Raw genomic sequence first — 18337 nt, forward strand, 5'->3', positions numbered from 1 at the left:
CAGCCGGTCGGCGGTCCCGGAGACCGCCGACCGGATCGCCGTTCCGGCCGGCCCGCGGCCGGTGCCCCGCGCCGAGGGCGGGTGCGGACCCGGCTCCGGCAGGAAGGGTGGGCCCGGGGCGCATCCGGCGCGACGGGAGAGTGACGCGGGAACGGCGCCGGCCCGGGCGCGTCAGGCTCCCGGGATCAGCCGGCGGACGAAGGCGGCGACCGCGGTCCTGACGTCCTCGGCCGTCCACTCCAGGCCCGGCGCCCGTACATACACCTCGGTGCAGGCCAGTCCCGGTCCCCTGGGGTTCCAGCTGTTGGCGAACAGGGCGGTCCCCGTCTCCTCGACCGTCCGCACCGCCGCCTCGGCGGCGACGTCGGCGTCATAGGGCAGCCACACCTGGAAGTCGTGGGTGTGCGGCACCTCGGGGTGGACGCGTGCCCACGGCACCCCGGCCGCCGCGAACCCGTCGCGCAGCGCCTCGGCGACCACGCGCGCGTGCGCCACGTACTCGGGCAGCCGCGGCAGCTCCCGGTCCAGCCCGATCAGCGCGGACAGGGCGTCGGGGAACGCCTGGAAGACCTGGCCGCCGTACCGGTGGCGCCACGCCTTCGCCTCGCCGACGAGCCCCCGTGGGCCCGCCAGGACCGCGCCTCCGAGCCCGTCGAGCGATTTGTACAGCGAGACGTAGACGCTGTCCGCCAGGCCCGCGATCTCCTCCAGGGACCTGCCGAAGTGGACCGTGGACTCCCACAGGCGGGCCCCGTCGAAGTGCACCACCGCGTCGCGTTCCCGAGCGGCCTCCACCACCTCGGTCAGCTCCTCCCAGGACGGGAGCACGAAACCCGCCTCCCTGAGGGGGAGTTCCAGCATCAGGGCACCGAAGGGCTCGTCGAAGTCACGGATCTCGGCGGCGGTCGGCAGCCGGGGCTCGGCCGTGACCGTCACCGGCCGCAGACCGCTCACCTGGCTGAAGGCGTTCCGCTCGTGCACCTCGGGATGGGAGAGCCCGTGCAGGGCGACGGTCGGGCTGCCGGTGCGGCCCGCCCAGCAGCGCAGGGCGACCTGCTGGGCCATCGTGCCCGTGGGGAAGAACGCGGCGGCCTCGGTGCCGAGCAGAGTGGCGACCTTCTCCTCCAGTGCCTCCACGACGCCGTCGCCGTAGATGTCCGAGCGCTCGTCGAGGTCGTGCACGTCTCCTGCCGCGTCCAGCAGCGCCAGCCGTTCGCGGAGCGTGCCCAGGAAGCCGAGGCGGGCGAGCGAGCGCGACGCGGCCCGGCAGGCGGCTATGCGCCGTTCCCGCAGGTTCTCGTGCCGCCCACCGTCCGGCATCGGGTCCGCCGTCCGGTCGGTGCTGTGCGTCGTCCGGTCCGAAGCCCGGTCCGTCGTCCGGTCCTGCCGGTGCCCGGCTGCCTGTGGTCCCTGCTGCTCCGTCGCGCTCATGGCCGGGATCATGCCGTGCGGGCGTCCGGGCGCGCACCCGCTTTCGGGGCCCGGCGCCTGTGCGCGGACGGCGTGTGAACGCCCACAGCCTGTGGACGACCGGACAGCCCCCGAACCGATCGCGTTAACATGACGAGAAATCGTCCGGTACCCGGAGCGGACTGGAACGGGAAGGCCTCCGTCGCGTGAGTACAAGCCAGCAGCCAGATCCCCAGGGCCGCCCCGCGCGGCTCACCGTCGGCGTCGTCGGCGCCGGCCGAGTCGGCCCCGCACTCGCCGCCTCCCTCCAGCTCGCCGGGCACCGCCCGGTCGCCGTCTCGGGCGTCTCCGACGCCTCCCGGCGGCGTGCCGAGCTGATGCTTCCGGACGTGCCCCTGGTGGCGCCCGCCGAGGTCCTGGAGCGCGCCGACCTGGTCCTGCTGACCGTCCCCGACGACGCCCTGCCCGGCCTGGTCACGGGACTGGCCGAGACCGGGGCCGTGCGCCCGGGCCAGCTGCTCGTGCACACCTCCGGGCGGTACGGCACCAAGGTCCTCGACCCGGCCCTGCGGGTGGGCGCGCTGCCGCTGGCCCTGCACCCGGCGATGACCTTCACCGGCACCCCCGTCGACGTGCAGCGCCTGGCCGGCTGTTCGTTCGGCGTCACCGCCCCCGAGGAGCTGCGGCTGGCCGCCGAGGCCCTCGTCATCGAGATGGGCGGCGAGCCCGAATGGATCGCCGAGCAGATGCGCCCGCTCTACCACGCGGCCCTGGCACTCGGCGCGAACCACCTGGTCACGCTGGTCGCCCAGGCGATGGAACTGCTGCGCGCGGCCGGCGTGGAGGCCCCCGACCGCATGCTCGGCCCCCTGCTCGGCGCCGCCCTCGACAACGCCCTGCGCTCCGGCGACGCCGCACTGACCGGGCCGGTCGCACGCGGTGACGCCGGCACGGTCGCGGCCCACGTCGAACAGCTGCGCACCCACTCCCCGCAGACCGTCGCCGGATATCTGGCGATGGCGCGGGCGACCGCCGACCGGGCACTCGCCCACGGCCTGCTGAAACCGGAACTCGCCGAGGACCTGCTGGGCGTCCTGGCCGACCGCGGCGTCGGCACCGGCCGCGTCAACGGCAGCGACGGCACCGACGGCAGCGACGGCTCCGACGGCTCCGAAGGGGAAGCCCGATGACCACCACCCTGCTGCGCACCGCCGGCGAACTCCACGCACGCACGCGTGCGGGGCGCCGCGCCGTCGTGATGACCATGGGCGCCCTGCACGAGGGGCACGCCACGCTCGTCCGGTCCGCGCGGGAGATCGCCGGCCCGGACGGCGAGGTCGTGGTCACGGTCTTCGTCAACCCACTGCAGTTCGGCGCGGGCGAGGACCTCGACCGCTACCCACGCACGCTGGAGGCCGACCTGAAGGTCGCCGAGCAGGCCGGTGCCGACGCCGTCTTCGCACCCTCCGCGGAGGAGGTCTACCCGGGCGGCGAGCCGCAGGTCCGCATCAGCGCCGGGCCCATGGGCGAGCGACTGGAGGGCGCCTTCCGCCCCGGCCACTTCGACGGCATGCTCACCGTCGTCGCCAAGCTGCTCCACCTGACCCGCCCCGACGTGGCCCTGTTCGGGCAGAAGGACGCCCAGCAACTGGCGCTGATCCGCCGCATGGTGCGGGACCTGAACTTCGGCGTGGAGATCGTGGGCGTCCCCACCGTGCGCGAGGAGGACGGCCTGGCCCTGTCCAGCCGTAACCGCTACCTGTCCGCGCAGGAACGGCGCACCGCGCTCGCGCTGTCCGGCGCGCTCTTCGCGGGCCGGGACCGGCACGCGGCGCAGGAGGCGCTGCGGGCACGCGCGCGTGAGGTGCCGGCCACCCACGCGCGTGCCGAGGCACTCAGCGCCCTCGGCGAGTCCCGCGCCGCCGCCGACGCGCACGCCGTGGCGAAGGCGTCCCCGGGCGGACCGGCGGCCGTGCGTGCCGCGGCCCGTACGGTCCTCGACGACGCCGCTCGCCTGAACCCGCCGCTCGAACTGGACTACCTCGCGCTCGTCGACCCGTCCGACTTCACCGAGCTCGGGGACGACTTCACCGGCGAGGCCGTCCTCGCCGTCGCCGCCCGGGTCGGGGCGACCCGGCTGATCGACAACCTCCCCCTCACCTTCGGAGCCGCCTCGTGACCAGCACAGGCATACGACTGCACGCGCCCGCGCCCGGGTGGTCCATCGACGCCGACGTCGTGGTCGTCGGCTCCGGCGTGGCCGGTCTCACCGCGGCGCTGCGCTGCGAGGCGGCCGGGCTGAACACCGTCGTCGTCACCAAGGCCCGCCTCGACGACGGCTCCACGCGCTGGGCCCAGGGCGGCATCGCCGCGGCGCTGGGCGAGGGCGACACCCCCGAGCAGCACCTCGACGACACGCTGGTGGCGGGCGCGGGCCTGTGCGACGCCGACGCGGTGCGCATCCTGGTCACCGAGGGCCCCGACGCCGTACGGCGGCTGATGGCGACCGGCGCCCGCTTCGACGAGTCCTCGGCCGGGGGCCTGGACCTGACCCGTGAGGGCGGCCACCACCGCCGCCGCATCGCACACGCCGGCGGCGACGCGACCGGCGCGGAGGTGTCCCGCGCGCTCGTCGAAGCCGTACGCGCGGCCGGGGAGGGCGAGCGCGGCGCGCTCCCGGACACGGAGGGCGGCGGACCGCGGGCGGGACTGCGCACGATCGAGAACGCGCTCGTGCTGGACCTGCTCACCGACGCCGACGGCCGCACGGCCGGCGTCACCCTGCACGTGATGGGCGAGGGCCAGCACGACGGTGTGGGCGCCGTGCACGCCCCCGCGGTGGTCCTCGCCACCGGCGGCATGGGGCAGGTGTTCTCAGCGACCACCAACCCCTCCGTGTCGACCGGCGACGGAGTGGCGCTGGCCCTGCGCGCGGGCGCGGAGGTCTCCGACCTCGAGTTCGTGCAGTTCCACCCGACGGTGCTCTTCCTGGGACCGGACGTCGAGGGCCAGCAACCGCTGGTCTCCGAGGCGGTACGCGGCGAGGGCGCCCACCTGGTCGACGCCGACGGCGTGCGTTTCATGGTCGGGCAGCACGAGCTGGCCGAACTCGCCCCCCGGGACGTCGTCGCCAAGGGCATCCTGCGCCGCATGCAGCAGCAGGACGCCGAGCACATGTTCCTCGACGCCCGCCACTTCGGCGCCGGGATGTGGGAGCACCGCTTCCCGACCATCCTCGCCGCCTGCCGCGCCCACGGCATCGACCCCGTCCACGAGCCGATCCCGATCGCCCCGGCCGCCCACTACGCCTCCGGCGGCGTGCGCACCGACTCCCACGGCCGTACGACCGTGCCCGGCCTGTACGCGTGCGGCGAGGTCGCCTGCACCGGCGTGCACGGCGCGAACCGGCTCGCCTCCAACTCCCTCCTGGAGGGCCTGGTCTACGCCGAGCGCATCGCCGACGACATCGCGGCGGCGCACGCCGGGAGCGGCCTGCACGCGCGCGTGCCGCAGCCGGTGCCCCATCCGGAGCGGCCCGCGCACCCGCTGCTCGCGCCGGAGACGCGGTTCGCCGTCCAGCGGATCATGGCCAACGGCGCGGGAGTGCTGCGCTCCGCCGCATCGCTCCGGCAGGCCGCCGACCGGCTCCAGCAGCTGCACACCGACGCCCGCGACGCGCTGGAGGAGAACGGCAAGACCGCCGAGCCGGGAGTGGACACCTGGGAGGCCACCAACCTCCTGTGCGTGGCCCGCGCCCTGGTCGCCGCGGCGAGCGCGCGCGGGGAGACCCGCGGCTGCCACTGGCGCGAGGACCTGCCGGACCGCGACGATGACCACTGGCGCCGCCACATCGTCGTACGGCTGAACCCGGACCGCACCCTGGCCGTGCACTCCACGGACTCCGCCGACTTCCCCCCGACCCAGCGTCCCCAGGAGCAGTGACAGAAGTGAGCAACGACCTTCCCCTCGTCCCGAGCGGCGGCTGCGGCGACGGCTGCGGCTGCGGCGACGGCGAGGAGTACCTGGAGTGCGGGCTCGACCCCGCGCTCGCGCAGCTCCTGGCCGACGCCGGACTCGACCCCGTGGAGGTCGAGGACCTCGCCAACGTGGCCGTCCAGGAGGACCTCGACCACGGTGTGGACGTGACGACCGTCGCGACCATCCCCGAGGACGCGGTCGCCACCGCCGACTTCGTCGCCCGGGAGGCGGGCGTCGCGGCCGGTCTGCGGGTCGCCGAGGCGGTCCTGTCCGTGGTGTGCACCGACGAGTTCGAGGTCGAGCGGCACGTCGAGGACGGCGACCGGGTGGAGGCCGGACAGAAGCTGCTGTCCGTCACCTCGCGCACCCGCGACCTGCTCACCGCCGAGCGCAGCGCTCTGAACATCCTGTGCCGTCTGTCGGGCATCGCCACCGCCACCCGCGCGTGGGCGGACGCCCTGGAGGGCACCGGGGCGCGTGTGCGTGACACCCGCAAGACGACCCCGGGGCTGCGCTCCCTGGAGAAGTTCGCCGTGCGTTGCGGCGGCGGCGTCAACCACCGCATGTCGCTGTCCGACGCGGCCCTGGTGAAGGACAACCACGTGGTCGCCGCGGGCGGCGTCGCCCAGGCCTTCAAAGCGGTACGGGAGGCCTTCCCGGAGGTCCCGATCGAGGTCGAGGTCGACACGCTGCACCAGCTGCGTGAGGTCGTCGAGGCCGGCGCGGACCTGATCCTGCTGGACAACTTCACGCCCGGCGAGTGCGAGGAGGCCGTCGCGCTCGTGGACGGGCGGGCGCTGCTGGAGGCGTCGGGCCGGCTGACGCTGCAGACCGCCCGCGCGTACGCCGACACGGGCGTCGGCTTCCTCGCCGTAGGCGCCCTGACCCACTCGTCGCCGATCCTCGACATCGGCCTGGACCTGCGCGAGGCGGAGTAACAGCCATGCTCCTCACGATCGACGTCGGGAACACGCACACCGTTCTGGGCCTCTTCGACGGTGAGGACATCGTCGAGCACTGGCGCATCTCCACGGACGCGCGCCGCACCGCCGACGAGCTGGCGGTGCTGCTCCAGGGCCTGATGGGCATGCATCCGCTGCTCGGCGACGAGCTGGGCGACGGCATCGACGGCATCGCGATCTGCGCGACCGTTCCGTCGGTGCTGCACGAGCTGCGCGAGGTGACGCGCCGCTACTACGGCGACGTACCGGCCGTCCTCGTGGAGCCGGGCGTGAAGACCGGCGTGCCGATCCTGACCGACAACCCCAAGGAGGTCGGCGCCGACCGCATCATCAACGCCGTCGCGGCCGTCGACCTGTACGGCGGGCCGGCGATCGTCGTCGACTTCGGCACGGCGACGACGTTCGACGCGGTCAGCGCGCGCGGGGAGTACGTCGGCGGTGTCATCGCGCCCGGCATCGAGATCTCCGTCGAGGCGCTGGGGGTCAAGGGCGCCCAGCTGCGGAAGATCGAGGTGGCCCGGCCGCGGAGCGTGATCGGCAAGAACACCGTCGAGGCGATGCAGGCCGGCATCGTCTACGGGTTCGCCGGCCAGGTCGACGGCGTCGTCAGCCGGATGGCGCGCGAGCTCGCCGACGACCCCGGCGACGTGACCGTGATCGCCACCGGCGGTCTGGCCCCGATGGTGCTGGGCGAGTCCACGGTGATCGACGAGCACGAGCCGTGGCTGACGCTCGTCGGCCTGCGCCTGGTCTACGAGCGGAACGTGTCCCGCATGTGAGTGCCGGCCGTCTCGCCCCGGCCCGGGGCACGCGCTGCCGGCGCGTACGCCGGGGCTGACTCACGTCGTGCGCGGGTGGGCCGTGCGCCGGTGCCGCCCGCCCGGACACCGCGCCGGCCGATGGGCGCCGGGACCGCGTCCGGGACCGCGTTCCGCCGCCCGGAGGGCCCGGGCGTGTGCCCGACGCCGCCTCGCGAGCCGCCCCGCCCCGGAGTGCGCCCCGGCAGCCCCCGGCCGGTGCGTGTGCGGGCGGGAGCTGCCGGCGGTGGGACGGCCGGCGCCGTCCAGGCGGGTGGCTCGCCGTGGCACGCCACGCGCCACGCCCGCACCATGTGTCGGGTTTGTCTGATTAGCGCGTATCGTCGCCTGCATGCCCACGCCATACGGATCCCGCGGCGGCATGGCGTTCGGCGTGGAGGAGCTGCGTGTGCTCCGCCGCGCCCTCGCCCTCGCCCTCCACCCCGCTACCGCCTCAGCCGAGGACGTGCAGGACTGCCTCCGGCTCGCCGAGTCGTTGGACGAGGCGACGCGGGAGGGGGTCAGGCTGCGCGCCTTTCTCGTGGCCGACCTCGGCCGCTACCGGGCCGCCCTGCCCGGAACCGCCGCCGGCTACCTCACGCTCCTGGAAGAAGCGCTGGGTGCCGCTTACCGGCCGGTCGCCGACGACCTCGCCGCCCTCCGGGCGCTGCGCGGAAACCCCGTGGCGGCGGCCCTGCTGGAGCGCTGCCAGGCCCTCGCCGAACAGGACGTACGCGAGCGTCTGGCGCGTGGAACGGCCCGTCGTGGCGACGCCCTCGACATCCCCTCCGTTCCCGCCTCGCGCACGCGCCTGCTGGCCCTTCCGGGCGGCCTCGCGGCGGGACTGCCCGCCGCCGCGCAGGAAACCGCCGGGCGGCCCGGCGAGGGCGAGGAGCCGCGGCGGAAGCCCTCCGGGAAACCCGTCCGGCCCGCCCCCGGCCCCGCGGCACCGAAGCCCGAGCCCGCCCGGAAGCCCGTTCCCACACCCGGCGAGGTCTTTCCCCGCCGCAAGCCGACTCCGCCGCCGGAGCAGCCGCCCCAGCAGCTCGCCGCGGGCTGATTCGCCCCACCCCGCCCGAAACCCCCCGTCCCGCGTGGCTACTCTTGGGCCATGGACTACGTCTCCGCGCTCGTACCCCCGCTCGTCATGGCCGTGTTCTTCGTCGGCGTGATCCGGGTGATCGTGAAGACCCAGGGCGGGGCCAACAAGACCAAGGAGGACGCGGCGGTCGACGCCGAGCTGGCCCGCGCCGAGGGTGCCCGCCAGTCCTCCGCGGGCACCGACGCCTGAACCCGGTGCGCCGCAGGCCGGGCCGCCGCCGCCGCCGGGCCCAGCGGGCCGCCCCGGCGGCGGCCCGCTGAGCGGCGTACGACTTCCGCACGCGTGCGTGCCGGTCGGGTCGTACGCCCTTTTCGCCCCCGTTCGGACCTGAATGTGCCCGTCCGGCACGCCAGGACCGACATCTCCCACTACTGTGCTGAGCTGTGCCTCGCCCATTGGGAGAACTCGAAGACGCGGTCATGACGCGGGTGTGGAAGTGGAACCGCCCTGTCACCGTTCGGGAAGTCCTGGAAGACCTTCAGCAGGAACGGTCGATCGCTTACACCACGGTCATGACCGTTTTGGACAATCTCCATCAGAAGGGCTGGGTCCGCCGTGAGGCGGAAGGCCGGGCCTATCGATATGAGGCGGTCTCCACCCGGGCCGCCTACGCGGCGGCGCTGATGAACGACGCCTGGGCGCAGAGCGACAACCCCGCCGCCGCACTCGTCGCCTTCTTCGGCATGATGAGCGATGAGCAGCGCCAGGCCCTGCGTGATGCGATGCGCATCGTCGGCGACGGCGAAACATCCCCGGAACCCGCACCCGGTGGGGAAGACGGTACGGAGAACCCCGGCTCGGCATCCGGGAGCGGCGGGCGATAGCGTCCGCTCATGTCAGCAGAGAGTCCCTCCGCCGAGAGTCCCGAGGCCACGGCTAAAGCCATCACGGTCCGGCGGGCCCGCACCAGCGATGTCCCCGCCGTCCGCCGGCTCCTTGACGCGTACGTCCGTGGCGGCATCCTGCTCGACAAAGCGACGGTGACGCTTTACGAGGACATCCAGGAGTTCTGGGTCGCGGAACGGGACGACAACGCCGAGGTCGTCGGCTGCGGTGCGCTGCACGTGATGTGGGAAGACCTGGCCGAAGTGCGCACTCTTGCGGTGACGCCCGGCCTGAAGGGCGCCGGCGTCGGTCATCGGGTGCTGGAGAAGTTGCTGCAGACCGCCCGCTGGCTCGGTGTTCGCCGCGTTTTCTGTCTGACCTTCGAAGTCGACTTCTTCGGCAGGCACGGCTTCGTGGAGATCGGTGAGACGCCGGTCGACACCGATGTCTACGCGGAGCTGATGCGTTCCTATGACGAGGGCGTCGCAGAGTTCCTCGGTCTCGAACGAGTGAAACCCAACACCTTGGGCAACAGTCGGATGCTTCTGCATCTGTGATCGTCAACGGGTGCTGGCAACTGACAGGGGGATCTGCCCCCTATTCCGACCGGCAGCACCTGCCCCGGTTCCCTATGTCCGAAACGCGCATCTTTCCGGCCCGGAGGCGGCAACCGGTCTCCGCCGGGGGTTTGTGTTTTTCCAGCAAAAGCGGTTTGCTTTCCGACGTACTGCAGTACTGCATATAACAAGGGGCGGCGAAACGGCGGACGCCGCGGGCCCCGTGCCCTCACGTTATCGATGAAAGGAAATCCGGTGGCACAGAAGGTTCAGGTCCTTCTTGTCGACGACCTCGACGGCGGCGAGGCGGACGAGACCGTGACGTTCGCGCTGGACGGCAAGACCTACGAGATCGACCTCACGACTGCCAATGCGGACAAGCTGCGCGGTCTTCTCGAGCCCTATCTGAAGGGCGGTCGCCGTACCGGAGGCCGCGCCTCTGGCGGGCGCGGAAAGGCGCGTGCCGCTTCCGGCGGCACCCAGGACACGGCTGCGATCCGCGCCTGGGCGAAGGAGAACGGCTACGAGGTCAACGACCGCGGCCGTGTCCCGGCGTCCATTCGCGAGGCCTACGAGAAGGCCAACGGCTGAGCACAGGTACGCCTCAGCCGGATCCGGTGGCAGTGCGTTGCCACCGTGTCCACGAGCCGTACCAGGTCAGGGGTGCCGCCGGCACTCCCCAGCGCCGTCAACGACGGCAGCGAGGCCTCGACCTCGCACCCCGGCACGGGGGGCCGCAGCCAGACGGCGGTCGGCTGCACCGTGTCCGAGCGGCTCAGGGCCAGCGGTTCCGGTTCGGGGGAGCCGGACGCCGGCCCGGGGTCCGGAGGTGCAGGCGCCGGCCCGGGGTCCGGAGGTGCAGGCGCCGGCCCGGGGTCCGGAGGTGCAGGCGCCTCGGAGCGGAGGCCGTGCGCCTCCGCCGCGTCCCATGCCGCGGTGCGTGCCGGCGCGGTAACCGGTGAGCCCGGCCCGGCGGGTGGCGGCGGCGCGCCCATCTCCGCGCCCGTGCCGAGGGCCCTGAGGTCCAGCGGCAGGCCGCCCCACTCCAGCCACTCCAGCAGGCCCGGCAACTCCTCCGCGCTGCCCGCGGCCACGAGCAGGACCATCCGATCGCCCCTCAGGGCAACCGGACAGTCCGCGGGCACGCGCCGCAGCGCGGCCCGGCCCGCCGCCGCCGGCACGTCCAGGACGTCGAAGCGGACGCCGAGGGGCAGCCGCAGCGGCTCCCCCGGCAGCGTCGGCCACCCCAGTTCGTCCTCGTACCAGCGCCGCACCCGGGCATTCGCACCGGGCGGCCGCCGGGGAGGGGGGACCACGGGCCATGGAGGTGCTGCGCCAGCCATGCCACGTGCAACCGCCGGAAGGCCGTTCGGGTTACGCTGGGTGCTCCGCCGCATGCCGAGCGTGTTGTTCGAGGGGGCGTCCGGGGGTGCCGGAAGCCGCAAGATTGTTCGCCCATAGCGGAGGGGACCGGTGCGCGCGGCATGGACTGTCGGTGGCTGCGGGTAAGACATCCCTAGTGGGAGGGGGCGACACGCAGGGCAGGCCGTCTCACGTTCGCCATCGGCGTACTGGTGAGTGGGGTATCTGCCTGGCCTGCGGGAACATCGTCTCGCACCATCGGGTTGGAGCAGATGTCGGCGTTCGGGGTCAGGAGGCCATCGACGGTGTCGGCAGTTGGAATGAGCGGTCCCCGCTTGCGGGACTAAGCTGCGGAAGGACAGGGAGGGGAAGTTCCCCCCACTGCCTGACCGCTCTGAGGAGCGATTAACGATGTTCGAGAGGTTCACCGACCGCGCGCGGCGGGTTGTCGTCCTGGCTCAGGAAGAAGCCCGGATGCTCAACCACAACTACATCGGCACCGAGCACATCCTCCTGGGCCTGATCCACGAGGGTGAGGGTGTCGCCGCCAAGGCCCTTGAGAGCCTCGGGATTTCGCTCGAGGCGGTCCGCCAGCAGGTGGAGGAGATCATCGGGCAGGGCCAGCAGGCGCCCTCCGGTCACATCCCCTTCACCCCCCGTGCCAAGAAGGTCCTGGAGCTGTCGCTCCGCGAGGCCCTCCAGCTGGGCCACAACTACATCGGCACGGAGCACATCCTGCTCGGCCTGATCCGCGAGGGTGAGGGTGTCGCCGCCCAGGTCCTCGTGAAGCTGGGCGCAGACCTCAACCGGGTGCGGCAGCAGGTCATCCAGCTGCTCTCCGGCTACCAGGGCAAGGAGGCCGCCACCGCGGGCGGTCCTGCCGAGGGCACGCCCTCCACGTCCCTGGTCCTCGACCAGTTCGGCCGGAACCTCACCCAGGCCGCTCGCGAGTCCAAGCTCGACCCGGTCATCGGGCGCGAGAAGGAGATCGAGCGGGTCATGCAGGTGCTGTCCCGCCGCACCAAGAACAACCCGGTCCTGATCGGTGAGCCCGGTGTCGGCAAGACCGCCGTCGTCGAGGGCCTCGCCCAGGCCATCGTCAAGGGCGAGGTGCCCGAGACCCTCAAGGACAAGCACCTCTACACCCTCGACCTCGGTGCCCTGGTCGCCGGCTCCCGCTACCGCGGTGACTTCGAGGAGCGCCTGAAGAAGGTGCTCAAGGAGATCCGCACCCGCGGCGACATCATCCTGTTCATCGACGAGCTGCACACGCTGGTCGGTGCGGGTGCCGCCGAGGGCGCCATCGACGCCGCCTCGATCCTGAAGCCGATGCTGGCCCGCGGTGAGCTGCAGACCATCGGTGCGACCACGCTGGACGAGTACCGCAAGCACCTGGAGAAGGACGCGGCCCTGGAGCGCCGCTTCCAGCCGATCCAGGTCGCCGAGCCGTCCCTGCCGCACACGATCGAGATCCTCAAGGGCCTGCGCGACCGGTACGAGGCGCACCACCGCGTCTCCATCACCGACGAGGCGCTGGTCCAGGCCGCCACCCTGGCCGACCGGTACATCTCGGACCGCTTCCTGCCGGACAAGGCGATCGACCTGATCGACGAGGCCGGTTCGAGGATGCGCATCCGCCGGATGACCGCGCCGCCGGACCTGCGCGAGTTCGACGAGAAGATCGCCGGTGTCCGCCGGGACAAGGAGTCCGCGATCGACTCGCAGGACTTCGAGAAGGCCGCTTCCCTGCGTGACAAGGAGAAGCAGCTCCTGGCCGCCAAGGCCAAGCGGGAGAAGGAGTGGAAGGCCGGCGACATGGACGTCGTCGCCGAGGTCGACGGCGAGCTGATCGCCGAGGTCCTCGCCACCGCCACCGGCATCCCGGTCTTCAAGCTGACCGAGGAGGAGTCCAGCCGCCTGCTCCGCATGGAGGAGGAACTGCACAAGCGGGTCATCGGCCAGGACGACGCCGTCAAGGCGCTGTCGAAGGCGATCCGCCGTACGCGTGCCGGTCTGAAGGACCCGAAGCGTCCGGGCGGCTCGTTCATCTTCGCCGGCCCGTCCGGTGTCGGTAAGACCGAGCTGTCCAAGGCGCTGGCCGAGTTCCTCTTCGGCGACGAGGACGCGCTGATCTCCCTCGACATGTCGGAGTTCAGCGAGAAGCACACGGTCTCGCGTCTCTTCGGTTCGCCCCCCGGCTACGTGGGTTACGAGGAGGGCGGCCAGCTGACCGAGAAGGTCCGCCGCAAGCCGTTCTCCGTCGTCCTCTTCGACGAGGTCGAGAAGGCCCACCCGGACATCTTCAACTCGCTGCTGCAGATCCTGGAGGACGGTCGCCTGACCGACTCCCAGGGCCGGGTCGTGGACTTCAAGAACACGGTCATCATCATGACGACCAACCTCGGCACCCGGGACATCTCCAAGGGCTTCAACCTGGGCTTCGCCGCCCAGGGCGACACGAAGAGCAACTACGAGCGCATGAAGAACAAGGTCTCGGACGAGCTCAAGCAGCACTTCCGGCCCGAGTTCCTCAACCGCGTCGACGACGTCGTCGTCTTCCCGCAGCTGACCCAGAACGACATCCTCCGGATCGTCGACCTGATGATCAGCAAGGTGGACGAGCGCCTGAAGGACCGGGACATGGGCATCGAGCTCTCCCAGTCCGCCAAGGAGCTGCTGTCCAAGAAGGGCTACGACCCCGTGCTGGGCGCCCGGCCGCTGCGCCGCACGATCCAGCGCGAGATCGAGGACACGCTCTCGGAGAAGATCCTCTTCGGTGAGCTGCGTCCCGGTCACATCGTGGTCGTGGACACCGAGGGCGAGGGCGACGCGGCGACCTTCACCTTCCGCGGCGAGGAGAAGTCGGCGCTGCCCGACGTCCCGCCGATCGAGCAGGCGGCCGGCGGTGCCGGGCCGAACCTGAGCAAGGACGCGTAGCCGTCTTGGTCAGCCCGACGGGGCCGGTGCTTTCGGGCACCGGCCCCGTCGGCGTGTTCGGAGCGCGTGCGGGCGAGCGGGTTCTGCCGTCGCCCGGCACCGGGGTCCGGGCGCGGCGGTGCCGCCGCGGTCGGCGGCGGGGAGCGGTCAGGACAGCTGGCCGCCGTAGTCGGGCAGCTTGAACGTCCGCTCGGCGTGGCCGCCGGACAGGTCGGTGGCGCTGTTGCCGATGTTGGCGATGATCGAGTAGCCGCGGGACTCGATGTCGGTGCGCTGCGCGGTCTTGTAGGCGGAGACGCTCTTGAACAGGTCGAACAGGCCGCGGACGTACAGGCCGGAAACCTGGTAGCCGTCGTGTTCGAGGTTGTACTCGGTCGGCAGGTAGATGATGCCGGGTCGGGCGGTGACGAAGAACAGGGCGACGCCGTGCTCCTGGGCGTACCGGGCCACCTCGCGGACCGGCCTGTTGGCCGGCTGTGGGAAGGTGAAGCCGAAGTCGGTCTCCAGGGTGGTGTTGTCGACGTCGAAGACGATCGCCTGCTTCTCGCCCGGCCGGCTCTGCGCGATCCGCTGCTGGAGGTACGGCAGGGCCTCGTCCATGACGGTCCGGCAGTCCCGCTGCCAGGTGTCGTAGTCCACCTTGTCCGAGGAGGCCGAGGCCGAAAGGGCGGTGACGGCCGAGGGGGCGCCGGAGGGGACCACCGCCTCTGCCGGGGCGGCCGTCGCCACGAGGGCGGTCGCGGCGGCGGCGACCAGGGATGCTCGGTGCCACCAGGTGCGTCGGTGGGTCATGTGGGGGGTCCTCTCACGTCCGGTGCCGTTGATGAGTGCATGATCGGTGGTGAGGGTGGCGCGAGAGGAACCGTAGGGTTACCGGACAGTAAGTGGCTAGAGGTCTGCGCCACATTGGGGAAGTCATTGATCTCGGCGACCGGTGACATGCCGCACAGCCGATTTGTCCGTTACTACGCGGAATAGTGGGATCTTGGATTGCCCTGAAATCTGACCAAAGGGACATTGCTCCCTGGATTGACGGGCTACTTTGACGACTTTGTGGCGATTTGCTCCAAGTGGTAGATCTGTCAAGGAGTCGGAAGTTTTGAGCTGATGTACTAGCTTCCGTCGTAGATCACACGTTTGGGGCTTTGTGGGGGTCGGGGTTACCAAGGATGAGCCCATCCGGCGGACGCCTGTCGCGTCGGGTGGCTTTTCTCTGTCCCCGTCCTCCTGAGGTTTCGATGTTCCAGCGCGTCACGTCCCGCACGTCCCGTATGTCCCCGCTCCGCACCCGCGCCGCCGTCCTGGCCGCCGGACTGGGGGCCTCGGTCGTACTGGGTGCCGGGGTTGCGGTCGCCGCCGACGCAACGTCCGCTACCAGCGCCGCCACGGCAGTCGAGGCCCAGGCCGCCGCTCAGGCCAAGGCTGCCAAGGAGGCCGCCGCCGCGAAGAAGGCCGCCGAGGTGAAGAAGGCCGCTGCGAAGAAGGCCGCCTGGGTCGACCCGGTGAAGCACTACCGTCTGTCGGCGAGCTTCAACCAGGCCGGCGGCATGTGGTCGCATCGCCACTCCGGTCAGGACTTCGCCGTGCCGACCGGCACCAACGTCGTCGCCGCGCACGGCGGCACCGTGGTCAAGGCCGGCGGCAACGGCGCCGGTGACGGTCCCGCCTACGGAAACGCCATCGTGATCAAGCACGGCAACGGCACCTACTCGCAGTACGCGCACCTGTCGCGCATCGACGTGAAGGTCGGTCAGGTCGTCACCACGGGTCAGCACATCGCGCTGTCCGGCAACACCGGCAACTCCAGCGGCCCGCACCTGCACTTCGAGATCCGCAAGACGCCGAACTACGGCTCGGCCATCAATCCCGTCACCTTCCTGCGCAGCAAGGGCGTGAAGGTCTGACGCACTGTCGTCTCAGGCGCCCTGGTGCGCCTGGGTCACCAGGTCCGTGGCGACCTCCAGGACGGCCTTGCGCTTCTCCTCGGGGTCGCCCTCCACGTCCTGCATGACGAAGATGCCGGCGTGCAGCGTGAACATGGCGCTGATGCAGCGGACCTGGTCGACCAGTTCGGCGTCCGGGTCGATGAGGATGTCGCGCAGGCGCAGCATGCGGTCCTTGAACATCTCGCCGATGCGCAGTTCCCGGATGGTCGCCTGGTTCTCCTGCATGAAGCGGAAGAGCGGGGCGGCTCCGGCCAGGGCGTCGCTGTAGCGGCGCACGATCTCCTGCTTCGTGGCGAGGCTGTTGGGCTGCTGCCCACCCCACTCGATGAGGTCCTCGATCGGCTGGGAGAGGTCCTCGAAGATGCTGACGAGGATCTCTTCCTTCGTCTTGAAGTGGTAGTACAGCGCGGCCTTCGTCACGTCCAGGCCCTCGGCGATCTCGCGCAGCGAGGTCTTCTCGTAGCCCTGCTCGGCGAAGAGTTCGAGGGCCACGTCCTGGATGCGCTGGCGGGTGTCCCCGCGACGTCGCTGCTGGTGGGTGCCGTCCATGATGCTGCCCATCTTCCTACTGCCGCACAGCCTCGGAAAACTTACTTGACGCCCGGCTAGGAGCGCGTCTACCTTCCAGTCTAGACAACTAGCCGGTCGGCAAGTAAGTAGCTCTTCCGGGGGAGTGGGAACGATGGCGGACACACAGCAACCGGCGCCGGGCGCCGCGCAGCCGGCGGATTCAGACGCATCGCGGACCGGGCCGGACACGGGCACCAAGCCCAGGAGCGTTCGGGTCGTGCTGCTCGCCCTGATGATCGCCATGATGCTCGCGATGCTCGACAACATGATCGTGGGCACCGCGATGCCGACGATCGTGGGCGAGCTCGGCGGCCTCGAACACCTCTCCTGGGTCGTGACCGCGTACACCCTGGCGACCGCCGCCTCGACTCCCATCTGGGGCAAGCTCGGCGACATGTACGGCCGCAAAGGCTCGTTCATGACGTCGATCGTGATCTTCCTGATCGGCTCCGCGCTCAGCGGCATCGCCCAGGACATGGGGCAGCTGATCGGATTCCGCGCGGTTCAGGGCCTGGGCGCCGGCGGTCTGATGGTGGGTGTCATGGCGATCATCGGTGACCTGGTGCCACCCCGCGAGCGAGGCAAGTACCAGGGCATGATGGCCGGCGTCATGGCGCTGGCGATGATCGGCGGTCCGCTGGTCGGCGGCAGCATCACCGACCACTGGGGCTGGCGCTGGACCTTCTACATCAACCTGCCGCTCGGCGTCGTGGCCCTCGGACTGATCAGTGCCGTACTGCACCTGCCGAAGAAGCTGTCCCGGGCGCGCATCGACTACCTCGGCGCGGGCCTGCTCACCGTCGGCATCACCTCCATCGTGCTGGTGACCACCTGGGGCGGCACCGAGTACGCCTGGACGTCCGCGCGGATCATGGAACTCATCGGCATCGGTGTCGCCGCGCTGATCGGGTTCGTGTTCTGGCAGACCAAGGCCGCCGAGCCGGTCCTGCCACTGCACATCTTCCGCAGCGGCAACTTCACGCTGATGTCCGTCATCGGCTTCATCACCGGCTTCGCGATGTTCGGTGCCACGCTCTTCCTGCCGCTGTACCAGCAGGCCGTGCAGGGAGCGTCCGCGACCAACTCGGGGCTGCTGCTCCTGCCGATGCTCGGCGCGATGCTCGTGACCTCGATGGTCGCCGGGCGGGTCACCACCAACACCGGCCGGTACAAGGTCTTCCCGATCACCGGCGGCGTGCTGATGACCGCCGGCCTGTACCTGCTGTCGACGATGGATACCGAGACGACCCGGCTCACCTCGGGCGTCTACATGGCCGTCCTCGGCGCGGGCATGGGCTGCCTGATGCAGATCACCATGCTGGTGGCGCAGAACAGCGTGAGCATGAAGGACATGGGCGTCGCGTCCTCCTCCACCACCCTCTTCCGCACGCTCGGCTCCTCCTTCGGCGTCGCGATCATGGGTGCGCTCTTCAGCCACCGGGTGCAGGACGTCATGGCCGCGCGAGCCGGCGCGCTCGGGTCGAAGATCACCGAGCAGTCCGCGCAGCTGGACGCAGCCAGCCTGGCCAGGTTGCCCGCCGCGGCTCGGGAGGCATACCAGCACGCGGTGTCCTCCGGAACGCACAGCGCGTTCCTGCTGGGTGCCGCGGTCGCCGTGATCGTCCTGGTGTCCTCGCTGTTCGTGACGGAGGTTCCGCTCAAGGGGGCGGGACCGGGCAAGGACGAGGCGGGGCAGGACACCGCCGGCGCGCAGGCGCCGGTCGTCGAGACGGCGTGAGCCGCGGCGGTCACCTTCGCCGTCACGGCGCGGCACCGACCCGACGGTGAGCCGCCGGGCTGCTGAGCCGCCGAGCCGCTGTCCCGAAGGTCCCCGGTGGGTGCCCGCCCCGGGGTCTTTCGTCATGTCCGCGCCGAGGTCGCCAGGGGCGTC

The 18337-nt window shown here is 71.4% G+C and carries 17 protein-coding genes; 13 read left to right on the forward strand and 4 right to left on the reverse strand.

Annotated features, from left to right (window positions below; genetic code table 11):
• Positions 1 to 171: 171 nt before the first annotated feature.
• Complete coding sequence (locus I3F54_RS18405) at positions 172 to 1320, reverse strand: low specificity L-threonine aldolase (protein ID WP_240119945.1); 1149 nt, start codon at positions 1318 to 1320, stop codon at positions 172 to 174.
• A gap of 296 nt (positions 1321 to 1616) precedes the next feature.
• Here I3F54_RS18405 and I3F54_RS18410 point away from each other — a divergent pair, with 296 nt between their 5' ends.
• The 10 genes from I3F54_RS18410 (at position 1617) to I3F54_RS18455 (ending at position 10222) form a co-directional block, all read left to right on the forward strand.
• The gene (locus I3F54_RS18410) at positions 1617 to 2600 is read left to right on the forward strand and encodes a Rossmann-like and DUF2520 domain-containing protein (RefSeq protein WP_240119904.1); all 984 of its coding nucleotides are present in this window, start codon (positions 1617 to 1619) and stop codon (positions 2598 to 2600) included.
• Positions 2597 to 3589 (forward strand): pantoate--beta-alanine ligase, encoded by a 993-nt coding sequence (panC, locus tag I3F54_RS18415; protein ID WP_240119905.1) that lies wholly within the window; start codon positions 2597 to 2599, stop codon positions 3587 to 3589. Before I3F54_RS18410 ends, panC begins: the two co-directional genes overlap by 4 nt.
• A complete protein-coding gene (locus I3F54_RS18420; protein WP_240119906.1) occupies positions 3586 to 5352 on the forward strand; it encodes an L-aspartate oxidase in 1767 nt (588 codons plus the stop codon). Before panC ends, I3F54_RS18420 begins: the two co-directional genes overlap by 4 nt.
• A complete protein-coding gene (nadC, locus tag I3F54_RS18425; protein WP_240119907.1) occupies positions 5349 to 6326 on the forward strand; it encodes a carboxylating nicotinate-nucleotide diphosphorylase in 978 nt (325 codons plus the stop codon). The genes I3F54_RS18420 and nadC overlap by 4 nt, the downstream gene beginning before the upstream one ends.
• 5 nt (positions 6327 to 6331) lie before the next feature.
• Complete coding sequence (locus tag I3F54_RS18430; protein ID WP_240119908.1) at positions 6332 to 7129, forward strand: type III pantothenate kinase; 798 nt, start codon at positions 6332 to 6334, stop codon at positions 7127 to 7129.
• A gap of 400 nt (positions 7130 to 7529) precedes the next feature.
• Entirely contained in the window at positions 7530 to 8207 is a 678-nt protein-coding gene (locus I3F54_RS18435) for a hypothetical protein (protein ID WP_240119946.1), read from the forward strand.
• 51 nt (positions 8208 to 8258) lie between these two features.
• Positions 8259 to 8438: a hypothetical protein gene (locus I3F54_RS18440; RefSeq protein ID WP_240119909.1), complete on the forward strand. Its 180-nt coding sequence runs from the start codon at positions 8259 to 8261 to the stop codon at positions 8436 to 8438.
• Between the two features lie 230 nt (positions 8439 to 8668).
• Positions 8669 to 9073: a BlaI/MecI/CopY family transcriptional regulator gene (locus tag I3F54_RS18445; RefSeq protein WP_240119947.1), complete on the forward strand. Its 405-nt coding sequence runs from the start codon at positions 8669 to 8671 to the stop codon at positions 9071 to 9073.
• Positions 9074 to 9082: 9 nt separating this feature from the next.
• Positions 9083 to 9631 carry an amino-acid N-acetyltransferase gene (locus I3F54_RS18450; protein ID WP_240119910.1) on the forward strand — a complete coding sequence of 183 codons (549 nt, stop codon included), beginning with the start codon at positions 9083 to 9085 and terminating at the stop codon, positions 9629 to 9631.
• 255 nt (positions 9632 to 9886) lie between these two features.
• Complete coding sequence (locus I3F54_RS18455; RefSeq protein WP_240119911.1) at positions 9887 to 10222, forward strand: Lsr2 family protein; 336 nt, start codon at positions 9887 to 9889, stop codon at positions 10220 to 10222.
• Here the strand turns inward: I3F54_RS18455 and I3F54_RS18460 are convergent.
• On the reverse strand, positions 10201 to 10974 hold the full coding sequence (locus I3F54_RS18460) for an SCO3374 family protein (RefSeq protein WP_240119912.1): 774 nt from the start codon (positions 10972 to 10974) through the stop codon (positions 10201 to 10203). The two genes, I3F54_RS18455 and I3F54_RS18460, sit on opposite strands and share 22 nt — an antisense overlap.
• A gap of 430 nt (positions 10975 to 11404) precedes the next feature.
• Here I3F54_RS18460 and I3F54_RS18465 point away from each other — a divergent pair, with 430 nt between their 5' ends.
• A complete protein-coding gene (locus I3F54_RS18465; RefSeq protein WP_240119913.1) occupies positions 11405 to 13930 on the forward strand; it encodes an ATP-dependent Clp protease ATP-binding subunit in 2526 nt (841 codons plus the stop codon).
• A gap of 147 nt (positions 13931 to 14077) precedes the next feature.
• On the opposite strand, the gene I3F54_RS18470 is transcribed toward I3F54_RS18465, so the two are convergent.
• The gene (locus I3F54_RS18470) at positions 14078 to 14722 is read right to left on the reverse strand and encodes an HAD family acid phosphatase (protein ID WP_240119914.1); all 645 of its coding nucleotides are present in this window, start codon (positions 14720 to 14722) and stop codon (positions 14078 to 14080) included.
• Between the two features lie 446 nt (positions 14723 to 15168).
• Here I3F54_RS18470 and I3F54_RS18475 point away from each other — a divergent pair, with 446 nt between their 5' ends.
• Positions 15169 to 15834 (forward strand): M23 family metallopeptidase, encoded by a 666-nt coding sequence (locus I3F54_RS18475; protein ID WP_240119915.1) that lies wholly within the window; start codon positions 15169 to 15171, stop codon positions 15832 to 15834.
• Between the two features lie 12 nt (positions 15835 to 15846).
• Here the strand turns inward: I3F54_RS18475 and I3F54_RS18480 are convergent, their stop codons facing one another.
• Positions 15847 to 16437: a TetR/AcrR family transcriptional regulator gene (locus I3F54_RS18480; protein ID WP_240119916.1), complete on the reverse strand. Its 591-nt coding sequence runs from the start codon at positions 16435 to 16437 to the stop codon at positions 15847 to 15849.
• A 121-nt stretch (positions 16438 to 16558) separates the two neighbouring features.
• Between I3F54_RS18480 and I3F54_RS18485 the strand changes: the two genes are divergently transcribed.
• Positions 16559 to 18184: an MDR family MFS transporter gene (locus I3F54_RS18485; protein ID WP_240119917.1), complete on the forward strand. Its 1626-nt coding sequence runs from the start codon at positions 16559 to 16561 to the stop codon at positions 18182 to 18184.
• Positions 18185 to 18337 lie beyond the last annotated feature (153 nt).

Origin of the sequence: Streptomyces sp. MUM 2J (assembly GCF_022414535.1) — a bacterium.
Taxonomy (GTDB): domain Bacteria; phylum Actinomycetota; class Actinomycetes; order Streptomycetales; family Streptomycetaceae; genus Streptomyces.